Annotated in this window: 21 protein-coding genes; 10 read left to right on the top strand and 11 right to left on the bottom strand. The window is 72.0% G+C overall.

Features of this window, described 5'->3' with window-relative positions:
• The first annotated feature begins 69 nt into the window (after window positions 1-69).
• Entirely contained in the window at window positions 70-1,512 is a 1,443-nt protein-coding gene (gndA, locus tag OG766_RS31960; protein ID WP_266385700.1) for an NADP-dependent phosphogluconate dehydrogenase, read from the top strand.
• A gap of 540 nt (window positions 1,513-2,052) precedes the next feature.
• On the opposite strand, the gene OG766_RS31955 is transcribed toward gndA, so the two are convergent.
• From OG766_RS31955 to OG766_RS31935, 5 genes are all read right to left on the bottom strand, one after another.
• Window positions 2,053-2,394, bottom strand: a complete 342-nt coding sequence (locus OG766_RS31955; RefSeq protein ID WP_266385702.1) for a GNAT family N-acetyltransferase — start codon at window positions 2,392-2,394, stop codon at window positions 2,053-2,055.
• A gap of 27 nt (window positions 2,395-2,421) precedes the next feature.
• Window positions 2,422-2,856 carry an aspartate 1-decarboxylase gene (panD, locus tag OG766_RS31950; RefSeq protein ID WP_266385705.1) on the bottom strand — a complete coding sequence of 145 codons (435 nt, stop codon included), beginning with the start codon at window positions 2,854-2,856 and terminating at the stop codon, window positions 2,422-2,424.
• Window positions 2,857-3,110: 254 nt separating this feature from the next.
• A complete protein-coding gene (locus OG766_RS31945) occupies window positions 3,111-3,482 on the bottom strand; it encodes a DUF6193 family natural product biosynthesis protein (RefSeq protein WP_328726921.1) in 372 nt (123 codons plus the stop codon).
• Between the two features lie 192 nt (window positions 3,483-3,674).
• Window positions 3,675-4,214: a hypothetical protein gene (locus OG766_RS31940; protein ID WP_266385711.1), complete on the bottom strand. Its 540-nt coding sequence runs from the start codon at window positions 4,212-4,214 to the stop codon at window positions 3,675-3,677.
• A 117-nt stretch (window positions 4,215-4,331) separates the two neighbouring features.
• Window positions 4,332-5,561, bottom strand: a complete 1,230-nt coding sequence (locus tag OG766_RS31935; protein WP_266385714.1) for an MFS transporter — start codon at window positions 5,559-5,561, stop codon at window positions 4,332-4,334.
• Between the two features lie 197 nt (window positions 5,562-5,758).
• Here OG766_RS31935 and OG766_RS31930 point away from each other — a divergent pair, with 197 nt between their 5' ends.
• The 4 genes from OG766_RS31930 (at window position 5,759) to OG766_RS31915 (ending at window position 8,248) form a co-directional block, all read left to right on the top strand.
• Entirely contained in the window at window positions 5,759-6,181 is a 423-nt protein-coding gene (locus tag OG766_RS31930; RefSeq protein WP_266385717.1) for a DUF350 domain-containing protein, read from the top strand.
• A gap of 276 nt (window positions 6,182-6,457) precedes the next feature.
• Window positions 6,458-6,655 carry a hypothetical protein gene (locus OG766_RS31925; protein WP_266385720.1) on the top strand — a complete coding sequence of 66 codons (198 nt, stop codon included), beginning with the start codon at window positions 6,458-6,460 and terminating at the stop codon, window positions 6,653-6,655.
• A 189-nt stretch (window positions 6,656-6,844) separates the two neighbouring features.
• A complete protein-coding gene (locus OG766_RS31920; RefSeq protein ID WP_423247129.1) occupies window positions 6,845-7,834 on the top strand; it encodes a SigB/SigF/SigG family RNA polymerase sigma factor in 990 nt (329 codons plus the stop codon).
• Window positions 7,835-7,900: 66 nt separating this feature from the next.
• Window positions 7,901-8,248, top strand: a complete 348-nt coding sequence (locus tag OG766_RS31915; RefSeq protein ID WP_328726920.1) for a PRC-barrel domain containing protein — start codon at window positions 7,901-7,903, stop codon at window positions 8,246-8,248.
• Window positions 8,249-8,418: 170 nt separating this feature from the next.
• On the opposite strand, the gene OG766_RS31910 is transcribed toward OG766_RS31915, so the two are convergent.
• Window positions 8,419-8,844, bottom strand: coding sequence for a CBS domain-containing protein (locus OG766_RS31910; protein ID WP_266385729.1), 426 nt, complete (start codon window positions 8,842-8,844; stop codon window positions 8,419-8,421).
• 240 nt (window positions 8,845-9,084) lie between these two features.
• Here OG766_RS31910 and OG766_RS31905 point away from each other — a divergent pair, with 240 nt between their 5' ends.
• Both OG766_RS31905 and OG766_RS31900 read left to right on the top strand, forming a co-directional pair.
• Window positions 9,085-9,360 (top strand): DUF6381 family protein, encoded by a 276-nt coding sequence (locus tag OG766_RS31905; RefSeq protein WP_328726919.1) that lies wholly within the window; start codon window positions 9,085-9,087, stop codon window positions 9,358-9,360.
• Window positions 9,361-9,482: 122 nt separating this feature from the next.
• Complete coding sequence (locus tag OG766_RS31900; protein ID WP_328726918.1) at window positions 9,483-11,861, top strand: SpoIIE family protein phosphatase; 2,379 nt, start codon at window positions 9,483-9,485, stop codon at window positions 11,859-11,861.
• A 94-nt stretch (window positions 11,862-11,955) separates the two neighbouring features.
• Here the strand turns inward: OG766_RS31900 and OG766_RS31895 are convergent, their stop codons facing one another.
• The 3 genes from OG766_RS31895 to OG766_RS31885 form a co-directional block, all read right to left on the bottom strand.
• Window positions 11,956-14,970 (bottom strand): HAMP domain-containing protein, encoded by a 3,015-nt coding sequence (locus OG766_RS31895; RefSeq protein WP_266385736.1) that lies wholly within the window; start codon window positions 14,968-14,970, stop codon window positions 11,956-11,958.
• 86 nt (window positions 14,971-15,056) lie between these two features.
• Window positions 15,057-15,671, bottom strand: a complete 615-nt coding sequence (locus OG766_RS31890) for an ATP-binding protein (RefSeq protein WP_328726917.1) — start codon at window positions 15,669-15,671, stop codon at window positions 15,057-15,059.
• Between the two features lie 2 nt (window positions 15,672-15,673).
• Entirely contained in the window at window positions 15,674-16,069 is a 396-nt protein-coding gene (locus tag OG766_RS31885) for an STAS domain-containing protein (RefSeq protein WP_266385742.1), read from the bottom strand.
• Between the two features lie 382 nt (window positions 16,070-16,451).
• On the opposite strand from OG766_RS31885, the gene OG766_RS31880 reads away from it, so the two are divergent.
• Window positions 16,452-16,883, top strand: a complete 432-nt coding sequence (locus tag OG766_RS31880; protein WP_328726916.1) for a hypothetical protein — start codon at window positions 16,452-16,454, stop codon at window positions 16,881-16,883.
• A gap of 9 nt (window positions 16,884-16,892) precedes the next feature.
• On the opposite strand, the gene OG766_RS31875 is transcribed toward OG766_RS31880, so the two are convergent.
• Window positions 16,893-17,882, bottom strand: a complete 990-nt coding sequence (locus tag OG766_RS31875) for a DMT family transporter (RefSeq protein ID WP_328726915.1) — start codon at window positions 17,880-17,882, stop codon at window positions 16,893-16,895.
• Window positions 17,883-18,002: 120 nt separating this feature from the next.
• On the opposite strand from OG766_RS31875, the gene OG766_RS31870 reads away from it, so the two are divergent.
• Entirely contained in the window at window positions 18,003-18,893 is an 891-nt protein-coding gene (locus OG766_RS31870; RefSeq protein ID WP_266385749.1) for a LysR family transcriptional regulator, read from the top strand.
• 51 nt (window positions 18,894-18,944) lie between these two features.
• Here the strand turns inward: OG766_RS31870 and OG766_RS31865 are convergent, their stop codons facing one another.
• Entirely contained in the window at window positions 18,945-20,531 is a 1,587-nt protein-coding gene (locus tag OG766_RS31865) for an adenosine deaminase family protein (RefSeq protein WP_328726914.1), read from the bottom strand.
• A gap of 246 nt (window positions 20,532-20,777) precedes the next feature.
• Here OG766_RS31865 and OG766_RS31860 point away from each other — a divergent pair, with 246 nt between their 5' ends.
• The gene (locus OG766_RS31860; RefSeq protein WP_266388662.1) at window positions 20,778-21,239 is read left to right on the top strand and encodes a Crp/Fnr family transcriptional regulator; all 462 of its coding nucleotides are present in this window, start codon (window positions 20,778-20,780) and stop codon (window positions 21,237-21,239) included.
• Window positions 21,240-21,300 lie beyond the last annotated feature (61 nt).

Below are 21,300 nucleotides of genomic sequence, written 5' to 3'. Positions count from 1 at the left end.
ATCCATACTGGCCACGGGGGCGCACTTCCGACGGACTCGACGTATTCGACGTACTCCAGGAGCACACGCATGAGTGGTACCGCCCAGATCGGCGTCACCGGGCTCGCGGTGATGGGCCGCAATCTCGCCCGTAATTTCGCGCGCAACGGATTCACGGTGGCCCTGCACAACCGGACCAGCGCCCGCACCCGCGAACTCGTCGAGGCCTTCGGCGACGAAGGGTCCTTCGTCCCCGCCGAGAGCGCCGAGGAGTTCGTGGCCGCGCTGGAGCGGCCGCGCCGCCTGGTGATCATGGTCAAGGCGGGCGATCCCACGGACGCGGTGATCGAGGAGTTCGCGCCGCTGCTCGAACCCGGTGACGTCATCATCGACGGCGGCAACGCGCACTTCGCCGACACCCGGCGCCGCGAACACGACCTGCGCGAGCGCGGCATCCACTTCGTGGGCGTGGGCATCTCCGGCGGTGAGGAGGGCGCGCTGCACGGGCCGAGCATCATGCCGGGCGGCTCCGAGGAGTCCTACGCCTCGCTCGGCCCGCTGCTGGAGAAGATCGCCGCGAAGGCGCCGGACGGCACGCCCTGCACCACGCACATCGGCCCGGACGGCGCGGGCCACTTCGTGAAGATGGTGCACAACGGCATCGAGTACGCGGACATGCAGCTCATCGCCGAGGCATACCACCTGCTGCGCTCGGTCGCCGGTTACTCGCCCGAGAAGATCGCCGAGACGTTCCGCGGCTGGAACACGGGACGGCTCGACTCCTATCTGATCGAGATCACGGCCGAAGTGCTGGCGCACAAGGACGCGGCGACCGGCAAGCCGTTCATCGACATCGTCGCCGACCGCGCCGAGCAGAAGGGCACCGGTCGCTGGACCGTGCAGATCGCGCTGGACCTGGGGGTTCCCGTCTCCGGTATCGCCGAGGCGGTCTTCGCCCGCTCGCTCTCCGGGCACGCCGACCTGCGCGAGGCCTCGCACGCCCTGCCGGGGCCGGTGCCGCAGCCGCTCGGCGAGAAGGACGCCGCGCACTTCGCGGACCAGGTCGAGCAGGCCCTGTACGCGTCGAAGATCGTGTCGTACACCCAGGGCTTCCACCACATCCAGGCGGGCAGCGACGCCTACGACTGGAGCATCGACCTGGGCGCGGTCGCGTCGATCTGGCGGGCGGGATGCATCATCCGCGCCGCATTCCTGGACCGGATCCGCGCCGCGTACGACGCACAGCCGAACCTGCCGAGCCTACTGTCCGACAAGCAGTTCGCCGAGGAGATCGGGTCGGCCCAGGACGACTGGCGCGGCGTGGTCGCGGCGGCGGCGCGGCAGGGCGTACCGACTCCGGGCTTCTCGGCGGCGCTCGCGTACTACGACGCTCTGCGGGCGCGCCGGCTGCCGGCAGCGCTCACCCAGGGGCAGCGCGACTTCTTCGGTGCGCACACCTACCGGCGCACCGACCGTGACGGGTCGTTCCACACGCTGTGGGGCGGCGACCGGTCGGAGGTGCGCACCGACTGACCCGGTACGGGGCCGCCTCGCCCGAAGGGCCGGGTCCGCTCAGCTCATCGGGCCGGGCGGCTCGGGCTCGGGCACCGGGTCGGGTCCCGGGGGCTTCGGGATCGGGTCGGGTGCGGGGCCGGGCGGCGGCTGTGGCGGGGGCACGGGCCCGGGCGCGGGTCCTGGTTCCGGCCCAGGTCCCGGTCCCGGTCCGGGTCCCGGTTCCGGCGGCGGGGTGGGTCCCGGACCTGGCGGCGGGGTGGGTGCGGGTGGTACGGGGTCGGGGGGCGGTGGTTGCGTCATGACGGACTCTCCCGGTTCGGTGGGGCCGCACATCCGGGGCCGTACGGCTCCGGATTCCAGGGTCCAACGATGCGGGTGCCCCCGCGTGCCGGGTCCAGTCATGGGACGGCGGCCGTTTCCACCGGGGGCCGCCACCGCAGGCCGCCGGCGCTGCCGCTCGCGGCGTCGAAAACGGGGGCAGGGACCGGCCGGGGTGTGCGGCGGCGCAGGTGCGGGCCCGGCCCGGGGCCGGTGGCACCCCGGGCCCGCACCGGTCCGTCACAGTCCCGGGTGCCTCGTCAGCTGCCGCTCGGCCTCCTGCACCAGCTCGGCCGGAGGCACCGGTGCCTCGTCGGGATGGCGCTGGGCCCACTTGGCCGCGTACGGGCAGAGCGGCACGACGGGCACACCCTCGCGGGCGGCCATCGCGTAGAACGAGCGGACGAGCGAGCTCGCGACGCCCTTGCCCTCGAACATCGGCTCCACGATGGTGTGGACCGGGACGAGCGCGGCCGGATCGAAGTCCAGCGTGAAGTACGCGACGTGACCGGCGAACATGCCGTCCACGTACGCCTCCAGGCGGCCCTTCTCCCGGTCGTCGCGGATCTCTGGATCGGCCATCGTGTTCTCCTCGGGTCAGTTCTCGGGTCAGTGCGCCGCGGTGGCGGCCGGGACGGCGTGGGGGCTGCTCTCGGTGCCGCTGCCGGGCACGGGCCGCGACGGGTCCGAGCCCAGCTCGACGATGCGGTTGCGCTCGTCGACATGGACGACGCGCGGCACCAGCGCGCGGGCCTCGGCGTCGTCGACCTGGGCGTAGCTGATGAGGATCACCAGATCGCCGGGGTGGACGAGATGCGCGGCGGCACCGTTGATGCCGATGACGCCGGAACCGCGTTCACCCTCGATGACGTAGGTCTCCAGCCGGGCCCCGTTGTCGATGTCGACGATGTGCACGAGTTCGCCGGGGAGCAGGTCCGCGGCCTCCATCAGTGCGGCGTCGACGGTGACGGATCCGACGTAGTGGAGATCCGCCTGGGTCACGGTGGCGCGGTGGATCTTGGACTTGAACATGGTACGAAACATGGCAAAACTCCCGAAATGCCTGCAGCTCCCTGCCTGCTTTCTGCAGGTCAAGGGCGATCTCTGGAGCCTACAACGAGTCGCCTTCTTCGGTCGGCTCTCCCCAGATCTTTCAGGACTGGAGCTGACCGGCTACCGACTCTTCCGACGTATCGCCAGAGCGGTACAGCAGCTCTCCCGCCCCCTGTGATTCCAGCGGTGCTCAGGTGTCCCGGGAGTCACACCGACAGGGTTCGACATGCCCGGGCCAACACGCGTCACAGATCGTCCGGAGTGCCGTCGACTGCCGGGCCGCAGCCCTCGGGGAGGTTGGCCGCGATCAACTCGTAGGCCTCTTCCACGGTCCCGGCCATGCCGACCAGCGAGCGGTCGGACTCGCGCCGGACGCGGTAGCCGCCGGCGACGTGCGGGAAAGCGGTCGGCACATCGTGCGTCCACGGGTACTGGGTGCACCGGCTCAGGTAGAGGACGCCGTGGCCGACCATGGGGAACGGTTCGCGCAGGGCCGGATGGCCGTAGGCGGTGCGGGGCACGATCGGGTCGACGCGTTCCGGGCCGTAGGCCAGAACGGTCGCCCATTCCGCGACCACGATGTCTTGTGCGTTCTGGCTCTTCTCGTCGTCGGCCATCAGTCGGTGTTCCTCGGATGATCGAGGCGTTCGTTTCTCGGATTCTCCGGACGTTTGGACAAGTCCGGCATGATCTCGGGAATGCGGTGGTCGCTCGGTTGAACGTCGCCACTCCTTACCCTCCGGAAATGACCGGGTGGTTGATGTGAAGCAGGAGCCCCGGGCAGAGCCGCCGGCCGCCGAATGTTCTCGTCAGTCGACTGCCCTGAGGTAGACCCGGCTCTCGCTGTCGTCCAGCCTGTGCACCGCGATCGCCAGGGAGTTCAAGTCTCCGCTGCAGGGGGCACAGACCTGCCCTTCCTGGACGTCCGGCAACGACTCGGGTTCCGGGAGTCCGAGGTGAGAGAAGGGGGTCATGGGCTTCGCGACGCTCTTGCGGGGCTCGTCGCGCTGCCTCAACCCACCCTCGGGCCGGAGCTGCTCCACGAAGGCGTTCACACCGGAGGTGGGGAGGGTGAAGGCCAGCAGCAGCCCGTCATCCTGGAGCCCGTTCTGATGTGCCGCCCGTATGTCGGCGGCCTTGGACGGAAAGTCGATGTTCATCTGCCGGCTGACCGTCGCAGGGGTGGCCTTGTCGTCCCATCCGGGCACTTCGCCGGTCCTGTCGGCCGTACCGGACTCGGCCGCGCCGGAGCAGGCGGCGAGGACCGGGCCGGTCAGACAGAGCGCGGCCACCACGCCGACGGGGAGGACGACGCGCTTCCATCGGAAGCACTGAAGTGTCCGCGCCATCGGGCGTCCCCGTTCCGTCCCGGATCGGTGTGCGTCCCGTCGCGCCCCGGGTCCTCGGGGGCGCGAAGGCTGCCGCTCGAACCCAGGTCGCCGTGCTGCACCGATCTTCTCCGCAGCCTACAACGAGTCGCTTGCCCGGGCAGCGGGTTCGGTGCTGCGCTCCATGGGCGGGCGGAGGGCCGCGTAGGTGCCCGCGCAGGCGGCGATCACCATCACGCATACGGAGAAGACGAGCCCCGCCGTGCGCAGTCCGAGCCAGGTGGCCATCGCGCCGACGCCGACGACCGGCAGGGAGATACCGGTGTACGCGACGACGAAGAACGCCGAGATGGTCCCGCCCCGGTGGTGTGCCGGGGCCGCGTCGCCGATGAGGGTGAGCGCCGCGCGGAAGGCGAGGCCCTGGCCCGTTCCCCCGCACAGGGCGCCCACCACGAGCAGGGGCAGCGACTGGGCGATCAGTGACGAGGCCACCAGCATGAGTCCCACGACCAGCAGGCCGCACCCTACGGGGAGCGCCCGGCGGACACCGACCATCGGGGTCAGCGACTGTCCGGCCGTCGAGGCGAGGAACACGGAGAAGACGACCGCGCCGGTGACGGCGAGGTTGTGCACGTCCAGGGTCGTCGCCACGAAGCTCGGCGCCACGGCGGTGAACAGCCCCAGCAGCGCGAAGCCGGCGAAGGCCGCGACCGATGCGGGCACGAACACGCCCTTGACCTCGTCGGGCACGCTGACGCCCTGCGGCCTCAGCGGTGGCCACCTCTTCGGGTGCTCGACGGTCTCCGGCAGCGACCAGGTGATCAGGCACCCCACCGCGATCAGTCCCAGATGCACCCAGAAGACCAGCGTCAACGGCCGGGGCGCGTACTGCGCGAGCAGGCCGGACAGCAGTGGTCCGCAGCCGAGGCCGCCCATGTTCGCGGCGGTGGCGGCGAACCCGGCGCGCGCTTTGCGTCCCGGGCGGGCGAGTTCGATGACGGCCGCCGTCGCCGCACCGCTCAGCAGCCCGGCGGCGACACCCGAGAGCAGTCGTCCCGCGAAGAGCAGGGGCAGACCGCGCTCCAGCAGAAAGCAGCCCGCGCTCGCGGCGGAGAAGGCCATGGCGGCCAGGAGCACGGGCCTTCGGCCCACGTCGTCGGAGTAGTTGCCGGCCACCAGGAGCACGGTGATGACGGCGAGGGCGTAGACGGCGAACACCAGCGTGACGACCAGCTCGGAGAAGCCGATCTCCTGCTGGTAGAGGCCGTACAGGGGGGTGGGCAGGGTCGTCCCGGCCATGCCGATCGCGAACACGGCGGCCGCCGCGAGATAACCCGGGCGCCGGGGCGGCCCGCCATCACTGCGCACAGCAACAGCATCTCGCCGGGCAGGTGCATCCGCGCGTCGGGCGCTCCCCAGCGCGTACGAGGTTCCCCAGCGCGTGCGAGCGGCGGAGTGGCCCGGCCGGCGGCGAGTCGGGCGGGCGACTCGGGGCGAAGCCCGTGCGATACATTTTGCGGCGCCTTGACCACGATCATTTTCAGACGACGGAGACTGGCTTCTCAATGACGGACATAGTCAACGGACTTGGCCGGGCCACCGCCTACGGTGCCCTCGGCGTGGTGCTGCTGATCCTCGGAATCCTCCTGGTGGACCTGCTGACGCCCGGAAAGCTGGGCCGGCAGATCTGGGAGGAGCGCAATCGCAACGCGGCCGTTCTGCTGAGCTCGGCCCTGCTCGGTATCGGCGGCATCGTCTTCACCTCGATCTGGACGACGTACAACGACTTCGGCAAGGGCCTCGCGTCGACCGCGGCGTTCGGTCTGCTCGGGCTGGTGCTGATGGCCGTGGCGTTCCTGGTCGTCGACCTCGTGACGCCGGGCAAGCTGGGGGCGACGCTGGTGGAGCCGGAGCCGCACCCGGCGGTGTGGGTCACGGCGTCGTGCAACATCGCGGTGGCGGCGATCGTCTCGGCGTCGATCGCCTGACAACACGGTCGCCTGACGACACGGACCCACCTGACGACACGGACCTGGCGCGCTACCGACGTTGCGCGCTACGGACCGTGCCCACCGCGGACCGTGCGTGACGCGGAAGGCGCGCACCACGGGCCGCACCACGCCGGGCAAGTACTGCGTCGCGTTACCGACCGGGCCGGATTTCCGGCGCTTTGTGCCCGCCGGGCTGCATTGCGCCGGATCCCGCGTGATGCTGGTAGTCAGTTCCCCCGTCCCCAGACACGGGATTTCGCCCGGAGGCACATCATGAAGCAGGAAAAGAGCGGCGAGCAGCCGGAGAGCAGGCAGGGGCCGGCGCAGATATTCACCGGATCGGAACGGCCCTTCGACGCCGAGGATCTGGTGATGGCGTCCGGCCGTGAGCCCACGCCCGCCAACCTGGCACGCGCCCGCAAGGAGATCGAGGAGAAGGGCGCCGCGGCGCTGGAGCGTTACCTGCCCTGACGGGGAGTGCGCGCCCGCACACCACCGAAGCCGCTACGTACGGTTGCCGCTTCGTCTCCTTTCGCACACACCGCAGCACACGGCGCGAAAACGCCAAAGCATCAAAAGCGGGCATATGGGTATGAGCTCGGCAGAGCTCGACCGACGGTCGCGCCGCAGCCACCGGCGCCGGCCTCCTCCCGTCGAAGGATGCTCATGTCCCCCATCGCCAGCACCCGACAGCCCACGACCGTCCGTGCCGCCCGCCCGGAGCGTTCGGCGGCACTCGACGGTCTGCCGGAGATTCCGGACTTCCGCACCATCAGCGCGCTGGACGCGCGCGCTCTCTCCGTCTCCCTGTTCCGGCGGCTCCGCACGCTGGAGGAGGGCACGGAGGAGTACTCGTACGTCCGCAACACGCTCGTGGAGCTCAATCTGAGCCTCGTGAAGTTCGCCGCCACCCGCTTCAGCGGCCGCAGCGAACCCATGGAGGACATCGTCCAGGTCGGCACGGTCGGCCTGATCAAGGCGATCAACCGCTTCGACGTCGAGCGCGAGGTCGAGTTCACCTCCTTCGCACTGCCCACCGTCGTCGGCGAGATCAAGCGCTTCTTCCGTGACACCAGCTGGGCCGTGCGGGTGCCGCGGCGGCTGCAGGAGCTGCGGCTGGACCTCGCCAAGGCGTACGACGTCATGGAGCAGGACCTCGGCCGCGCGCCCACCGCGGCAGAACTGGCCGACCGCCTCGGGCTCACGGAGGAGGAGGTCGTCGAGGGCCAGCGCGCCGCCAACGGCTACGTGGCCCGCTCCATCGAGCCTCTCGAGGACGACGAGTCCACGAGTCCCCTCACGCGCCGGCTGGGCGCGGAGGACCCCGCCCTGGACATCATCGAGTGTCTGGAGTGCCTGAAGCCGCTCATCGCGGAGCTGCCCGAGCGTGAACGCACCATCCTCGCCCTGCGGTTCGGGGACGATCTGACCCAGTCGGAGATCGGCGAGCGGCTCGGCATCTCGCAGATGCACGTCTCCCGGCTGCTGGCCCGGGTCCTCACGAAGCTGCGCGCGGCACTGCTGGCGGACGACGCCGGACCGGAGGACGAACCGGTCGGACGTGGGTGCGCGACACGGTTATTAGCCACGTGCGCACCTCGACGAACGGTCCGAACGGTCCGGTGCACAACGCTCCGTCGGCCCGCGTAGTCGCCGATGCGTCCGGAGTGGAGGGCGCCCCAGCGGTAGGCCGACGTGAGAGGAAAGGACTTCGCCATGGGTGAAGGCATCTGGGGTTTCCCGGAGAGCGCGGGACTCGTGCCGGGGGCGCAGCTCATCGGCTACCACGTCGAGGCGACCGACGGCGCCATCGGCAAGATCGACAAGCACTCCGGGGACGTCGGCCGGTCCTACATCGTCGTGAACACCGGGCCGTGGATCTTCGGTCACCATGTGCTCGTCCCGGCGGGAGTCGTCTCGCGCGTCGATCACGAGGGCGAGACGGTCCACGTGGACTGCTCGAAGCAGCAGATCAAGGATTCGCCGGACTTCGAGAGCGGGCGGTACGCCGACGATGTGGCGTCCATCCGTCTCATCGAGCAGCACTACGGCCGTCACATGTGACGGCCGTATGTGACGGCTGAGGAGCCCTCTCGCTCGCGCCGATGCGTCGCACCGGCGCGAGCGCAGGCCTCACGCCCTCAGGCCTCACGCCCGGCCACCCCGCGCGGCGGCCGGGCGTCACGCGCCCTTGCGGAAGGTGCTCGTACGGCAGTCCTCGTACGGCAGTGGCCTCAGGCGCCGGTGTTCGGCGGGGCCGCGCTGATGCCGGCGAGGGCGGATCCGGGATCGCGCGCCCTCGCGAGGTCTCCGAGCGTGACGACGCCCATCGGGTGACCGTCGTCGACGACCGCGAGCCGGCGCACTCCGTGCTCCCTCATGATGCTGACGGCTTCCCCGGAGTCCGCGTCGGGCCGGACGGTGAGCACGTCGGGGGTGCACACGGATCGGACCGGCATGATGTGCGGGTCATGGCCCATCGCGACCGAACGTACCGCGATGTCACGGTCCGTCAGCACACCGAGCAGCCGGTCGTCGTCGGCGACCAGCACATCACCGACGTCCCTGTCGCGCATCAACCGGGCGGCCTCGACGAGTGACGCCTCGGGCGGGAGTGCCAGCACTCCGATCGTCATCACGTCCTTCACCAGCTGCGTCATGGTGTCCACTCCCCTCTCCCTTCGCTGACGTACGGCGCCTGCCCCGGTTCCTCCCGGTTATCCCGGAAAAGTGGTGGAAGCTGCCGGTCACGACCGGGCTCCCGACGGAAAGCACCAGGTGGGAGGCCACGTCATCACACTGAGTGACGTGATCGGATGCGCACGTGACCTCGCCGTGTTTGCCTGGCACATGGCCCCTGGCCCGTCGCCGTCAGGCGTGCGGGCACGGAAGGAGGAGCCATGAGCACAGCAGGTGAACCCGTCAGGACGTCGGAGCAGGTCCGGGTGATGGCCGAGGAACTGGACCGCGGCGCGGAGCGCTGCAAGGATCCCGAGCACCGCGCACGACTGCGTCGCAGGGCCGAGCAGCTGCGCCGGGAGTACGACGGCGACGACGGCGACGACGGCGCTCCGGACGCCCCCGCGCCGTCGCGCCAGGACCAGCAGCACCATCGGCGGCACGGACCGCCGCGCGGACCGCACGGCCCCGGGCCGGACCGGCCGCGCGGCGCCTGACCGACGGGCCACCTGGCCCGAGGAGGCGGCGGCCCGCCGCACCCCCTGGACGGGTGCGGCGGGCGTCCGCTGCCCGGGGCGGTTCGCCCGGGTAGAATCCGGTTCGTCACGCTGGAGACGACATGACCATGTCCAATCAAGGACAGGACGAACCGAGGCCGGACGCACCCGGCCCGGACGAGCCCGGCCCAGACGCACTGACCGCCGCGGTCGCCCAGCTCACCGCCGAACTCGCCGGCCTGCGCCGGGATCTCGCACGGCGTCATCTGCTCGACCTCGCCTCGGGCGTCCTCGTCGCCCAGCGCTCCCTCACCCCCGCCGACGCCGCGGACCACCTCGCTCAGCTGGCCGAGACCACGAACGTCTCCCCGGAGGATCTCGCCGCCGACATCGTCAATGCCGCGGCCGGGCAGGGCGCACCGGGCGGGCAGGGCGCACCGGGCGGGGACGGTGCGGCGAGCGGGGACATCGAAGCCGCCGCCGCGGGGACCGGGGCCGCCGCCGAGGCCGCCACGGACGAGGACAGGTCCGCGGCCCGCAGGGCACGCCTCGTCGAGGCGACGGCGGAAGCAGCGGCACAGACCGGCAGCTCGGTCGACGAGATCGCCGGAACCCTGCTGGACGGCGGGATGCGGCCGCTCGGGGTCCGGGGGCTCTGGCTGTTCCGGCGTACCGAGACGGACTGCCTCCAGCTCGCCGGTCAGGCCGGAGTGAGCGCGCTGGAGGCCGCGCACTGGCGCTGGGTGCCACCGGGTACCGGCAGCGCGCTGCACCGGGTGCTGGCCGAGGCGGCGCCCCTGTGGCTGCCGGCCGGTCCGCCCGAGGGCGAGCGGCTGCCGGGGCCCGCGCCGGACGCGGCCCGGGCCCTGCTGCCCCTGCGGCAGCGCGGTGTGGTGACGGGCCTCGCCCTCGTCGACTGGCCCGGGCCCACGGCCCTGGACGAGCCCGTACGACGGGCGCTGACGGGTCTGGCCGTACCGGCCGCGCGGATCCTGGACGCGGGCGCGAGCGACCCCTCGGAGTCCGGTGTGCTCGTCCCGCTCCTGGATCTGCTGACCCATCCGGCCATGGTCCTGCGCGCCGATCCGGAGACCGGAACGCTGCACGTCGAGCATCTCAACCGGCCGGCGCTGGACTCGGCGCGTCATGTGCACGGCCCGGCGGGCCGGCCGCTCGCCCAGCTGTTCCCGGTCATGCAGGCCGGTCTCGTACGGCTGGCACGGGTGGCCCGGGAGTCGGCGGCCCCGCAGCGGGCGGCCCGGGTGCCCGTCGAGCACCGGCCAGGCGATCCCGATCCGCTGCACGATGTGCGGGTGCTGCCCGTCGGCCCCGGCCGGACGGTGGTGCTCTGGCACGGCGCCACCGACCCCGGGCTGTCCCTCAGCCGCGTGCTGGGCCGGCTGGAGAACCTGGCCGCGTTCGAGGACGACCTGATCACGGGCAAGTCCCGGTGGAGCGACCAGGCGTACCGGATCTTCGGGCTCGATCCCGCCGCTCCCCCGGTGCCGCTGCGCCGGCTCGCCCCGCATCTGCACCGCGACGAGACCGGCAACCTCAACGAGCTGCTGGTGGAGCTGACGGAGCGCCGTGAAGGCGCGCACACCGTCGTACGCGCGGTCCGCGAGGACGGCGGGCTGCGGCACGTACGGATCGCCGCCGAGCCGCTGCTGACGGGCGGGGTCCTCACCGGCATCACCGGCGTCTACCAGGACGTCTCGGCGCAGCACCACACCGAGATCGCGCTCACCGCGACCTTCGACCGGCTGACCGCCGCCCAGACGCAGGCGGCGCTGCGCCACCAGCTCGTCCTCCAGCTCCAGCAGGCGATCGTCCCCGAAGTGCCCGTGCTGCAGCGCCTGCCCGGCCTCCAGGTCGCGGCGCGCTACCGGCCGGCGGCCGAGGAGTACCGCGTCGGCGGCGACTGGTACGACGTACTGCCGCTGCCCAGCGGCCGGGTGCTCGTCGCCGTCGGCGACATCGCCGGGCACGGCATCGACTCGGTGACCGGCATGGTGGCGCTGCGGAACGCGCTGCGCGGGCTGGCGTTCACCGGTCATTCGCCCGCACGCCTGATGGCCTGGCTCAACGAGGTGACGCTGCACACGCACGGACGTCCGACGGCCACCGCGGTGTGCGCGCTGTACGACCCGTCGGACCGGTCGCTGTGCTGGGCGAGCGCCGGGCACCTCCCGCTGCTCCTGCTGCGGGCCGGTGAGGCCGTGTTCCTCGAACCGCCGCGCAACATCCTGCTGGGGGCGGTACCGGCGGCCGACTACACGGAGACGGTGACGCCCCTCGTGCCCGGGGACACGCTGATGCTGTACACGGACGGTCTGGTGGAAAGCCGGCGCACCGGCATCGACGAGGGTCTGGAGCGGCTGCGGCGCGCGGTGGAACGCCTGCGCCCCGGTGGACTGGACGAGCGGACCGACGCCCTGCTGGCCTCGGTCACCGGTGACACGGACGACGACACCAGCCTGGTCGTCGTCCGGCTGTCCTGAGGCACCGTCCTCGTGTGTCCCGCCTGCGGCCCGTCGGCCCTCCCCGTCCCCGGGCGTTCCGCCTGCGGCCCGTCCGCCCTCACCCCCGGTGCGGTCAGCGCCGCTTGAGCCAGCTGCGTACGCGGGTGACCAGGTCGTCCGCGTCCACCGGTTTGGTGATGTAGTCGTTTGCGCCTGCCGCCAGGCTCTTGGCCCGGTCGCCCGGCATGGCCTTGGCGGTCACGGCGATGACGGGGACGTCGGCGAAGCCGGGCATCCTCCGGATGGCGGCGGTGGCCGTGTAGCCGTCCATCCCGGCCATCATCACGTCCATCACGATGAGGTCCACCTCCCGGTGGGCGGTGAGCAGTTCGATGCCGGTCCGTCCGTCGTCCGCCGTGAGCACCCGCACTCCCTCGGCCTCCAGGATCTCGGTGAGCGCGTACACGTTCCGCGCGTCGTCGTCGACGATCAGGACCACCCGCCCGGCGAGCGATTTGTCGGCGGAGGGCAGGGCCTCACCGCCCGGCCGTGACGCGCCTGCCGCGATCCCGGTCCCGGTGACGGCACGCGACGGCGGGGAGCCGCCGACGGGCACGTAGAAGGTGAACTCGCTGCCCTCACCGAGCCGGCTCTCGGCGACGAGCACGCCGCCGAGGAGCTGGGCGACCTCGCGGCTGATGGACAGTCCGAGGCCCGTGCCGCCGTAGCGGCGGCCGGTGGTGACGGCGCCCTGCTGGAACGCGCCGAAGATGCTGTCCAGATGCTCCGGTGCGATGCCGACGCCGGTGTCCCGTACCCGGAAGGCGACCACCTGCACGCCGTGGAGCGCCTCCGGGAGCTCGTCGTCCGACGCCTTGTCGATCCGCAGTTCGACGGCGCCGCTCTCGGTGAACTTCAGCGCGTTGGACAGCAGGTTCCGCAGCACCTGCCGCAGCCGTGGCTCGTCGGTGGTGATCTCGGCGGGGACTCCCGGCGCGGTGACGACCCGGAAGTCCAGGTCGCGCTCGCTCGCCAGGGGGCGGAACGTCATCTCGACGTACTCCAGCAGCCGGTGCAGTGAGACCGGCTCGCGGTGGACGTCCATCTTCCCCGCCTCGACCTTGGACAGATCGAGGATGTCGTTGATCAGCTGCAGCAGGTCGGAGCCCGCGGAGTGGATGACCTCGGCGTAGTCGACCTGCTTCTCCGTCAGATTGCCCTCGGGGTTCTGGGCGAGCAACTGGGCCAGGATGAGCAGGCTGTTGAGCGGGGTGCGCAGCTCGTGGCTCATGTTGGCGAGGAACTCGGACTTGTACATCGAGGTGCGGGAGAGCTGTTTGGCCCGCTCCTCCAGCTCCTGTCTGGCCTGCTCGATCTCCAGGTTCTTCCGTTCGATGTCCCGGTTGCGGTCGGCCAGCAGGGCCGCCTTCTCGGCGAGTTCGGCGTTGGAGCGCTGGAGCTCCTCCTGGCGTGCCTGCAACTCCTGGGAGCGGGTGCGGAGTTCGGAGGTCAGCCGCTGGGACTGGTCCAGCAGCTCATCGGTACGGGCATGGGCGATGAGCGAGCTGACGATGACGCCGACCGTCTCCACGAACTGGTCGAGGAAGTCGCGGTGGATGCCGGTGAAGGGGCGCAACGAGGCGAGTTCCACGGCGCCGAGCACCTGGCCCTCGACCAGGATCGGCAGCACGATCAGGGCCGCGGGCGTACCGGCGCCGAGACCGGAGGAGATCGTGACGTAGCCGGGCGGCAGATCGTCGACGGCGATGGTGCGGCCGCTGAGCGCGGCCTGGCCCACCAGGGACTCGCCGAGCCGGAAGCGGGCGGGCCGCTCGGACGCTCGCGTGGGCGGGGCTCCGTAGGCGGCGGTCATGACGAGTTGGGGGCCGTCGCCGTCCTCCTCGGCGTCGTTGTCGGCGTTCTCCGCGTACTCGGCGTACTCGGCCAGGAAGAACGCGCCGTACTGCGCCGAGACCAGCGGCGGCACCTCCTCCATGATCACGTGGGCGACCTGGGCGGGGTCGCGACTGCTCTGCATCAGGCCCACGAGGCGGGCCAGATTCGTCTTCAGCCAGTCCTGTTCCTCGTTGGCGCGGGTGGTGGCGCGCAGCGACTCGACCATCGCGTTGATGTTGTCCTTGAGATCGCCGACCTCTCCCGGCGCCTCGACCGCGATCGACCTGGTGAGGTCGCCCTCGGCGACGGCGCTGGTCACCTCGGCGATCGCGCGGACCTGGCGGGTGAGGTTCCCGGCCAGCTCGTTGACGTTCTCGGTGAGCCGCTTCCAGGTGCCGGAGACGCCCTCGACCTCGGCCTGGCCGCCGAGCCGCCCCTCGCTGCCGACCTCGCGGGCGACGCGGGTGACCTCGGCGGCGAACGACGACAGCTGGTCGACCATCGTGTTGATGGTCGTCTTCAGCTCCAGGATCTCGCCGCGCGCGTCCACGTCGATCTTGCGCGTCAGATCGCCCTGTGCGACGGACGTGGTGACCTGCGCGATGTTGCGCACCTGGTTGGTCAGGTTGATCGCCATCGAGTTGACGTTGTCGGTGAGGTCCTTCCAGGTCCCGGACACTCCGCGTACGGTCGCCTGCCCGCCCAGGTTGCCCTCGGTGCCCACTTCGCGGGCGACCCGGGTGACCTCCTCGGCGAAGGAGGAGAGCCGTTCGACCATCGTGTTGATGGTCTCCTTCAGCTCCAGGATCTCGCCGCGCGCGTCGACCCGGATCTTCCGGGTCAGGTCCCCGCGGGCGACGGCGGAGGCGACCTGCGCGATCGACCGCACCTGGGAGGTGAGGTTGTCGGCCATGGTGTTCACGCCGGTGGTGAGTTCCTGCCAGACGCCGCCGACGCCCTTCACCCGGGCATGGCCGCCGAGCCGGCCCTCGCCGCCGACCTCGCGCGCGACCCGGGTGACCTCCGCGGTGACCAGCGAGAGCTGGTCGACCATGCCGTTGTACACGCCGGCGATCTCGCCCATGATGCCGTCGGCCTCGTCGGGCAGCCGGGCGGAGAAGTCGCCGTCGCGTACGGCCGTGAGTCCGGCCAGGAGCTTTCTGAGCCCTTCTTCGCTCAGCGCCGCCGGTGGCCGGACCTCTTCGCGTTCCTGGTCCCGCAGCGGGGGCCGAGAGTGACCGGATGCGTCCATCGCCGACCTCGTGTGTCGCTCGTCCGGCGTCTTGTGTCCACTACCGACTGTCGCACGTGGCGTCCGGGTCGGCGCCCCGGATACGGTCAGGGCCGCCGTGGTGCCGCGACCTCCGCCCACACCGTCTTTCCCGAGCCGTGCGGCACCGAGCCCCAGGCGCGGGCGAGCCTCGCCAGCACGACCAGTCCGTGTCCGCCGGGCACCGCGGGGTCGGCGTGCGGGCGCGGCCGCGGCTGCACCGGGCTGGCGTCGGTGACCTCGATACGGAGCCGGTCGGGCGTGCAGTGCAGCACCAGCTCCAGCGGCCCTCCGGCATGCAGACAGGCGTTGGTGACCAGCTCGGACACGACCATCAGCACGTCCTCGGCGATGGCCCGCCGCTCGTCGTCCCAGGTCACCGGGGCGTCCAGGGTCTCGTTCCAGGCGCTCTCGTTCCAGGACCGTTCGTCCCAGCCCCCGTACTCGTCGGGGGCGAACTCGACGCGTGCTGTGCCGCTCTCCGCCGCGCCGTTCTCCGCCGCGCCGTTCTCCGCCGCGTCGTGCGTGCCGCCGTACAGGGCGTGCCCGGCGCCGTCGGGCGGGAGCCAGTCCCAGTCGGCCAGAGCCGTGGCGCTGAAGTCCCGGCAGCGCCCGACCACGCCGCGGGTCCCGGAGAGGACGAGTCTGCGGGTCTGTCCCTGTGCGGGAAGGGCCGCGCTCACGACTACTCCTGCGGGGGCCCCGCGAGGGCCTCCGCGAGGCTCGCGTACCGGGGAAAGACCGCCCCGGCACCGGTGATCGCGAGCATCCGGGCCACCTGGGGCCGAAGCGCCGCAAGCTCCACCCGGGCCTCGTTCTCCTGCGCCGCGAGCCGCGCGCGCAGCAGCACGTTCAGGCCCGTGGAATCGCAGAACAGCAGCCCGCCGCAGTCGACGAGGATGCGCCGCGCGCCGCTCGCGACCGCCTCGTCCAGGGCGGTGCGCAGCGGTTCGGCCGTGTCGTGGTCGAGCTCCCCCGCGACCGCGAGCACCACGATGTCCGGCTCCGGGCCCGGCCGCGTCTCGACCGTGAACCGGCCCCCGCCGGTGCTCCCCGGCCAACCGTCCTGTGCTGACACCATGCCCGGTTCTCCTGGTCCGTCCGTCCGGCCTGACGGTGACATCCCGACTATGACACCGGCCGCCGCGCCTCGCTTGCGCTGGGCGGCCGGAGACCGGCCACCGCCGGGACCCGGTGCGGAACGACGCGTCCGGTGAGCCCCCCGGACCTGCATTCGCCGGGTGCGACCGCTTCGGATTCACCCGGTTCGACCAGTGCGTACGCGTTCCCCCGCGTCGCCCCGCCTCCGGGCCCTCGACGATGCCACCGCGCCTCGGCCTCCTCGTCGGCCGGTTCGTTCGGCCGGGTACGCGGCGTCCCGTGCGGCGACCACCCCACGCCCGCATGGCTAGTCTGAGATACCCGTCGGTTCTTCTCATGAGCGGCGAAAGCTGGCGCATCCGATGAATTCAACTCCCGACTTCGAGCTGCTGGCCGTGACGATCCAGGTGGAGGGCCGCCCCGACATGCCCGTACGCCTGGCGCCCGCGCCGGAGCGCGGCAGTGAGCCGCCGCCCGCGCCGCTGGTGCTCAGGGAGGGCGCGGAGTTCCGGGTGGGGCTGAAGTTCGCCGTCGGGTCGGGGCACGACCTGGCGGGGCTGCGCTTCATCGACGAACGCACGCGGCAGGGCGTGACGGTCGGCCACCAGGAGATCCTGCTGGGCGACTACCGGCACGGCGGCCCGTACGAGATCGTGCTGCCGCCGGAGCGGCTGCCGATCGGCCATATGGCCAGGGACGTCTACCAGGTCACCGGCACCTTCGTGGACAAGGAGGGGCGGATCCTGGGCTGTGAGACCCACAGCTTCGAGATCACGAAGGACTGGCCGCACTGACGTCCGCAGTCACCGACGGCAGTCGCTGACGGCCTCGCTGACGGCCGCGGTCACCGACGGGGTGGCCGAGACCGACGTCACGGACACGGACACGGACCCCGCACCAGGCTCCTGCGTCGCACGCCCCCGGCCGCGGGTCATGGCCACGCCGGCGAGCACGGTGAGCATGCCGAGGACGACGCGCGGGCCGATCGCCTCGCCGAGCACCACCGCGCCGAGCGCGACCGAGACGACCGGCAGCAGGTACCCCACGGTGGCGGCGCTGGTGGCACCCTCGTCCGCGATCAGGCGGTAGTTGAGGAAGAACGTGAAACCGGTGCCGAAGATCCCGAGGACGACGACGGCGACGAGTGCCGTCGCGTCGGCCCGCACCGGCGCGAGTCCGCCCGCGGGCAGAGCGAGAATGCTCAGGCCGCTCGCGGTGACGAGCTGGGCTGCCGAGAGCGCGAGGGGCTCCGTGCCTCTGCCGGTGAGTGTGCGCCCCATGTAGGCGAAGGCCGCGGCGTAGCTGACCGCCGCGCCCAGCAGGGCGAGGGCGCCCCAGCCGAACAGCCCGGACCGCTGCCAGGGGGCGAAGATCAGCAGCGTACCCGCGAATCCGAGCACGAGTCCGCCCAGCCGGATGGGCCGCGGCCCGCGTTCCGTGCCGAGCCCGATGCCGATCAGCAGTGACCACAGCGGGGTCGTCGCGTTCAGGACGCCGGCCACCGACGAATCGACCGTCTGCTCGCCGAGGCCGAACAGGAAGAACGGCAGGGCGTTGCAGAGGAAGGCAGCGACGACGAGGTGACCCCAGGTCCGCCTGTCGCGCGGCAGGCGGGCGCCGGACGCAAGGGCGATCGCGAGCAGGACCGCCGCGCCCAGCACACAGCGGGCCACGGTGATCTGGAGCGGCGACAGGCCGTGGTTGAGGGCCAGTTTGATCCAGAGGAAGCCCGAACCCCACAACAGGGCGAGCACGCCCATCCGCACCGCTGTTCCCCGACTGCCGCTCGTCATGCCCTGTCTCCCCTGCCCGGTGTGCGACGTCAGGTCGCCATCGCTCTCCCGGGCAACCGTCCCGCACCACATTCGACAGGACAAGTGAAAAGTACTGCACACACCATTAACCTGTACTGCATGCTTGATGTGAGGCGCATGCAGGTCCTGAGAGCGGTCGTCAGCAGCGGATCGGTCACGGCGGCGGCCGGACGACTGGGATACACACCGTCCGCCGTCAGTCAGCAGGTCGCCGCCCTGGAGAAGGAGGCGGGTACGGCACTGCTCGAACGCGTCGGCAGGGGCGTGCGGCCCACGGCGGCCGGGCTGCTGCTCACCGAGCACGCCGCCGCCATCAGCCGCCAGGTCGCCGAGGCGGAGACGGCGCTGACCGATCTCAAGGAGGGCCGCACGGGGCGGCTTTCGGTGCGCTACTTCGCCACGGTCGGCGCCCCGCTGGTCGCTCCCGCGCTCGCACGGCTGCGGCGCGACCATCCGGGCGTCCAGGTGGAGCTGAAGCTGTCCGACCCCGTGGACCCGCTGCCGGAGGTGGCGCAGGGGCAGGCCGACGTGGCCCTCGTGGTGCGGCCGCACGGCCGGTCCGTGGACGGCATCCGGCTGGAGCACCTGCTGGACGACCCGTACCGCGCCGTGCTGCCCAAGGGACACCGGCTGGCCACCAGACGCGTCATCGACCTGGCCGATCTCGCCGACGAGCCCTGGGTGGGCAGCGAATGGCCCGGCCCGTGTCTCGACGCGGTGCTCGACGCCTGCGCCGCTGCCGGGTTCAGCCCGGAGTTCGTCGTCGACAGCGAGGACTACGCCACGGCGCAGGGCTTCGTCGCGGCCGGACTGGGCATCGGCATGATCCCTCTGACCGGGCTGCGCGCCCCGCATCCCGGTGTCGTCGTACGCAAGGTCCGCCGGCCCGAGCCGGTGCGAGCCGTCCACGCGGCCGTGCGCGAGACCGCGCCGGCCACGCCCGCGCTGCGCGGACTGCTCGACGCCCTCAGGGACGCGGCCGTTCAGTAGCGATGCCGGGAGCGGCTCGGCGGCGGTGCAGGGAGCGGCCCGGCGGCGGCGTCAGAAGCGGCGCTCGAACCTCGCGAACGCGGCCTCCAGCCGCCATTGGAGCGCCGCCTTCGGGCTCCCGGCGAGCAGGCGGGCACAGGCGGGACGCGGCGTTTGCGAGCCCGGCCGTTCGCGGCGGCAGGGACCCGCCGGTCGGTGCCGGCCGCCGTCCCCGTCGGCACGCCACAGTCCCGGTCCGGGCAGGAAGGCGTACTCCAGCGAGTCCCGCGCCAGGTCCTTCAGCTCGCGGTAGCCGAGGCCGTAGGACGTGGCGGCGCGCTGGTACTCGGTGCCGAGGTCCGTACGGGAGACGCCCGGGTCGTCGGTGGACAGCACCACCGGCACGCCGTAGCGGCGGTAGGCCCGGAAGGGGTGCGCGTCCCCGGACACACCGAGGATCTGCGCGTTGCTGGTGAGGGGCACCTCCACGGCGATCCGGCGGCGGGCCATGAGGCGTGCCAGTTCCTGCCAGTCGTCCTCGTGGCGCAGGTCCACACCGTGGCCGATGCGTTCCGCGTGGCCCGTGCGGACCGCCTCGCGGATGTGGAAGGTCAGGTCCTCGGGCTTGACGAGCCCGGGAGCCAGCTCCCCCGCGTGCAGGGTCAGGCGGGCCCGGGGGTAGGCGCGGTGGAGATGGTCGAGCATGCGCATGTGGAGGCGGTAGTCGCGCAGCGGCACCTCCCAGTCCTCGGGCTGGACGAGGTTCACGGCCACGAAGCGCCGGTCGCGCTCGGCCAGCCGCATGCCGAGGACGATCTGGGTGAACACCCGCTCCGGCGAACTCGCCCGGTACACATGCGAGATCCAGCGGACCGGCAGGGAGCAGCCGGGGTCCGGGCGCGCGGTGCCGCAGTGGGCGGCGGTACGGAACTGGGCGTCGGCGGCGTCGGCCTCCTGGCGTGCTTCGGCCACGAGCCGGTCCATCCGGCCGCCCGCGAGCAGCTTGCGGTGCAGCGCGCCGAGGTCCTCGTCGTATCCGACCTCGTCGGCGAGCCGCTCCGCGCCGGCCACGGCGGGGGTGACCATCGACTCCAGATAGAGCTGGTTCTGTGCGACGGCGCCGGCGGCCACCTCGGCGAGCAGCTTGCCCCGGTTGGGCTCGGTGACCGCGCCGAACTTGCCGAACGTGGCGAAGAAGTGGTCGTGGCCCGGCTGACCGGGCGGGAAGTCCTGCATGGACCAGGCGCGCAGGATCGAGCGGTGGAAGGCCGCGTCCACCGCGGCGTCGGACGCGGGCCGGGCGCCAGGACCGCACGGCGGCGGCACGGCGGTCATCGACGCGTCGACGCACAGCCCGTCCTCGCCGGCGAGCCGGATCAGGAACTCGGTGGGGGCGGCGCCGGAAAGGTGATGGTGCAGATCGCCGCCCTTGGGCAGGGCACGGAAGAAGGCGCGCAGCGCCTCGGGCCGGTCGCGCACGGAGTCCAGGTACGAGGAGACGCGCCGCTCCGCGGGCGTCTCCGGCCGCGGCGCGCGGGCGTGCGCGGGCCGTGCCGCGGCGGGGAGCGCGGGCAGCAGCGACAGGACGGCGAGACAGCCGAGGCCGGCGTGGAGCGGGGCGGCGCGGCGGCACGCCGCCCGCGGGCGGTGGGAGTTCACCCCTCAAGGTGATCAGCGGGGTGCCGCGCGGACGGGGCGACAGGCTGACCGGCGCGGACGATCACCCGGCCGTGTGGACCGCCCGGAAGCACCGCTCGTCCCACGGCGCCGCGCGGGTGCGCCGCACGGGTGTGCCCTCCGCCCGGCGGGACCTCGTCGAAGATCCGGACGGGCCCGTCACCCGTCCGGCCGTGCGCCCCGGGGGCGGACGGCTCACGATGGGCTTGAGGCGAACGGAGGCCCATGATGAGCAACTCTTCGATCCGTATGACAACGGCGCTGTCGGCCGAGCACCGTGCCCGGCTGCTGGAGACGGCGAGGGACGTCAAGTTTCGCGAGGGGGCCCGTGTCTTCGAGGAAGGACATCTGGCCGACCGCTTCTGGATCATCCGGTCCGGCACCGTCACCCTGGACATCCATGTCCCGGGCCGCCGGCCGGCCGTGATCGAGAACCTCGGCTTCGGTGAACTCGTGGGCTGGTCCTGGCTGTTCCCACCGTACGTCTGGCAGCTGGGGGCCGAGGCCATGACCCCGGTGCGCGCCCAGGAGTTCGACGCGGTGACCATCCGGCTGCTGATGGACGCCGATCCCGCCTTCGGCTCGGCGATCGGCCACTGGGTCGGCAGGGTGCTCGCGCACCGGCTGCACTCCGCCCGGATCCGCCTGCTGGACCTGTACGCCCCGTACGGAAGCGGTCTCACACAGTGACCCCGGCCGGCTCGTCCGGGGCGCGGTCCCGCCGGCCGGTCCGTACGGTGTGACGACTATT

This window comes from Streptomyces sp. NBC_00259 (assembly GCF_036181745.1).
In the GTDB taxonomy this organism is placed as follows: Bacteria; Actinomycetota; Actinomycetes; order Streptomycetales; family Streptomycetaceae; genus Streptomyces; species Streptomyces pratisoli.
Note: the sequence above shows the minus strand (reverse complement) of the source record. Positions and strands in the feature narration are given on the sequence as shown.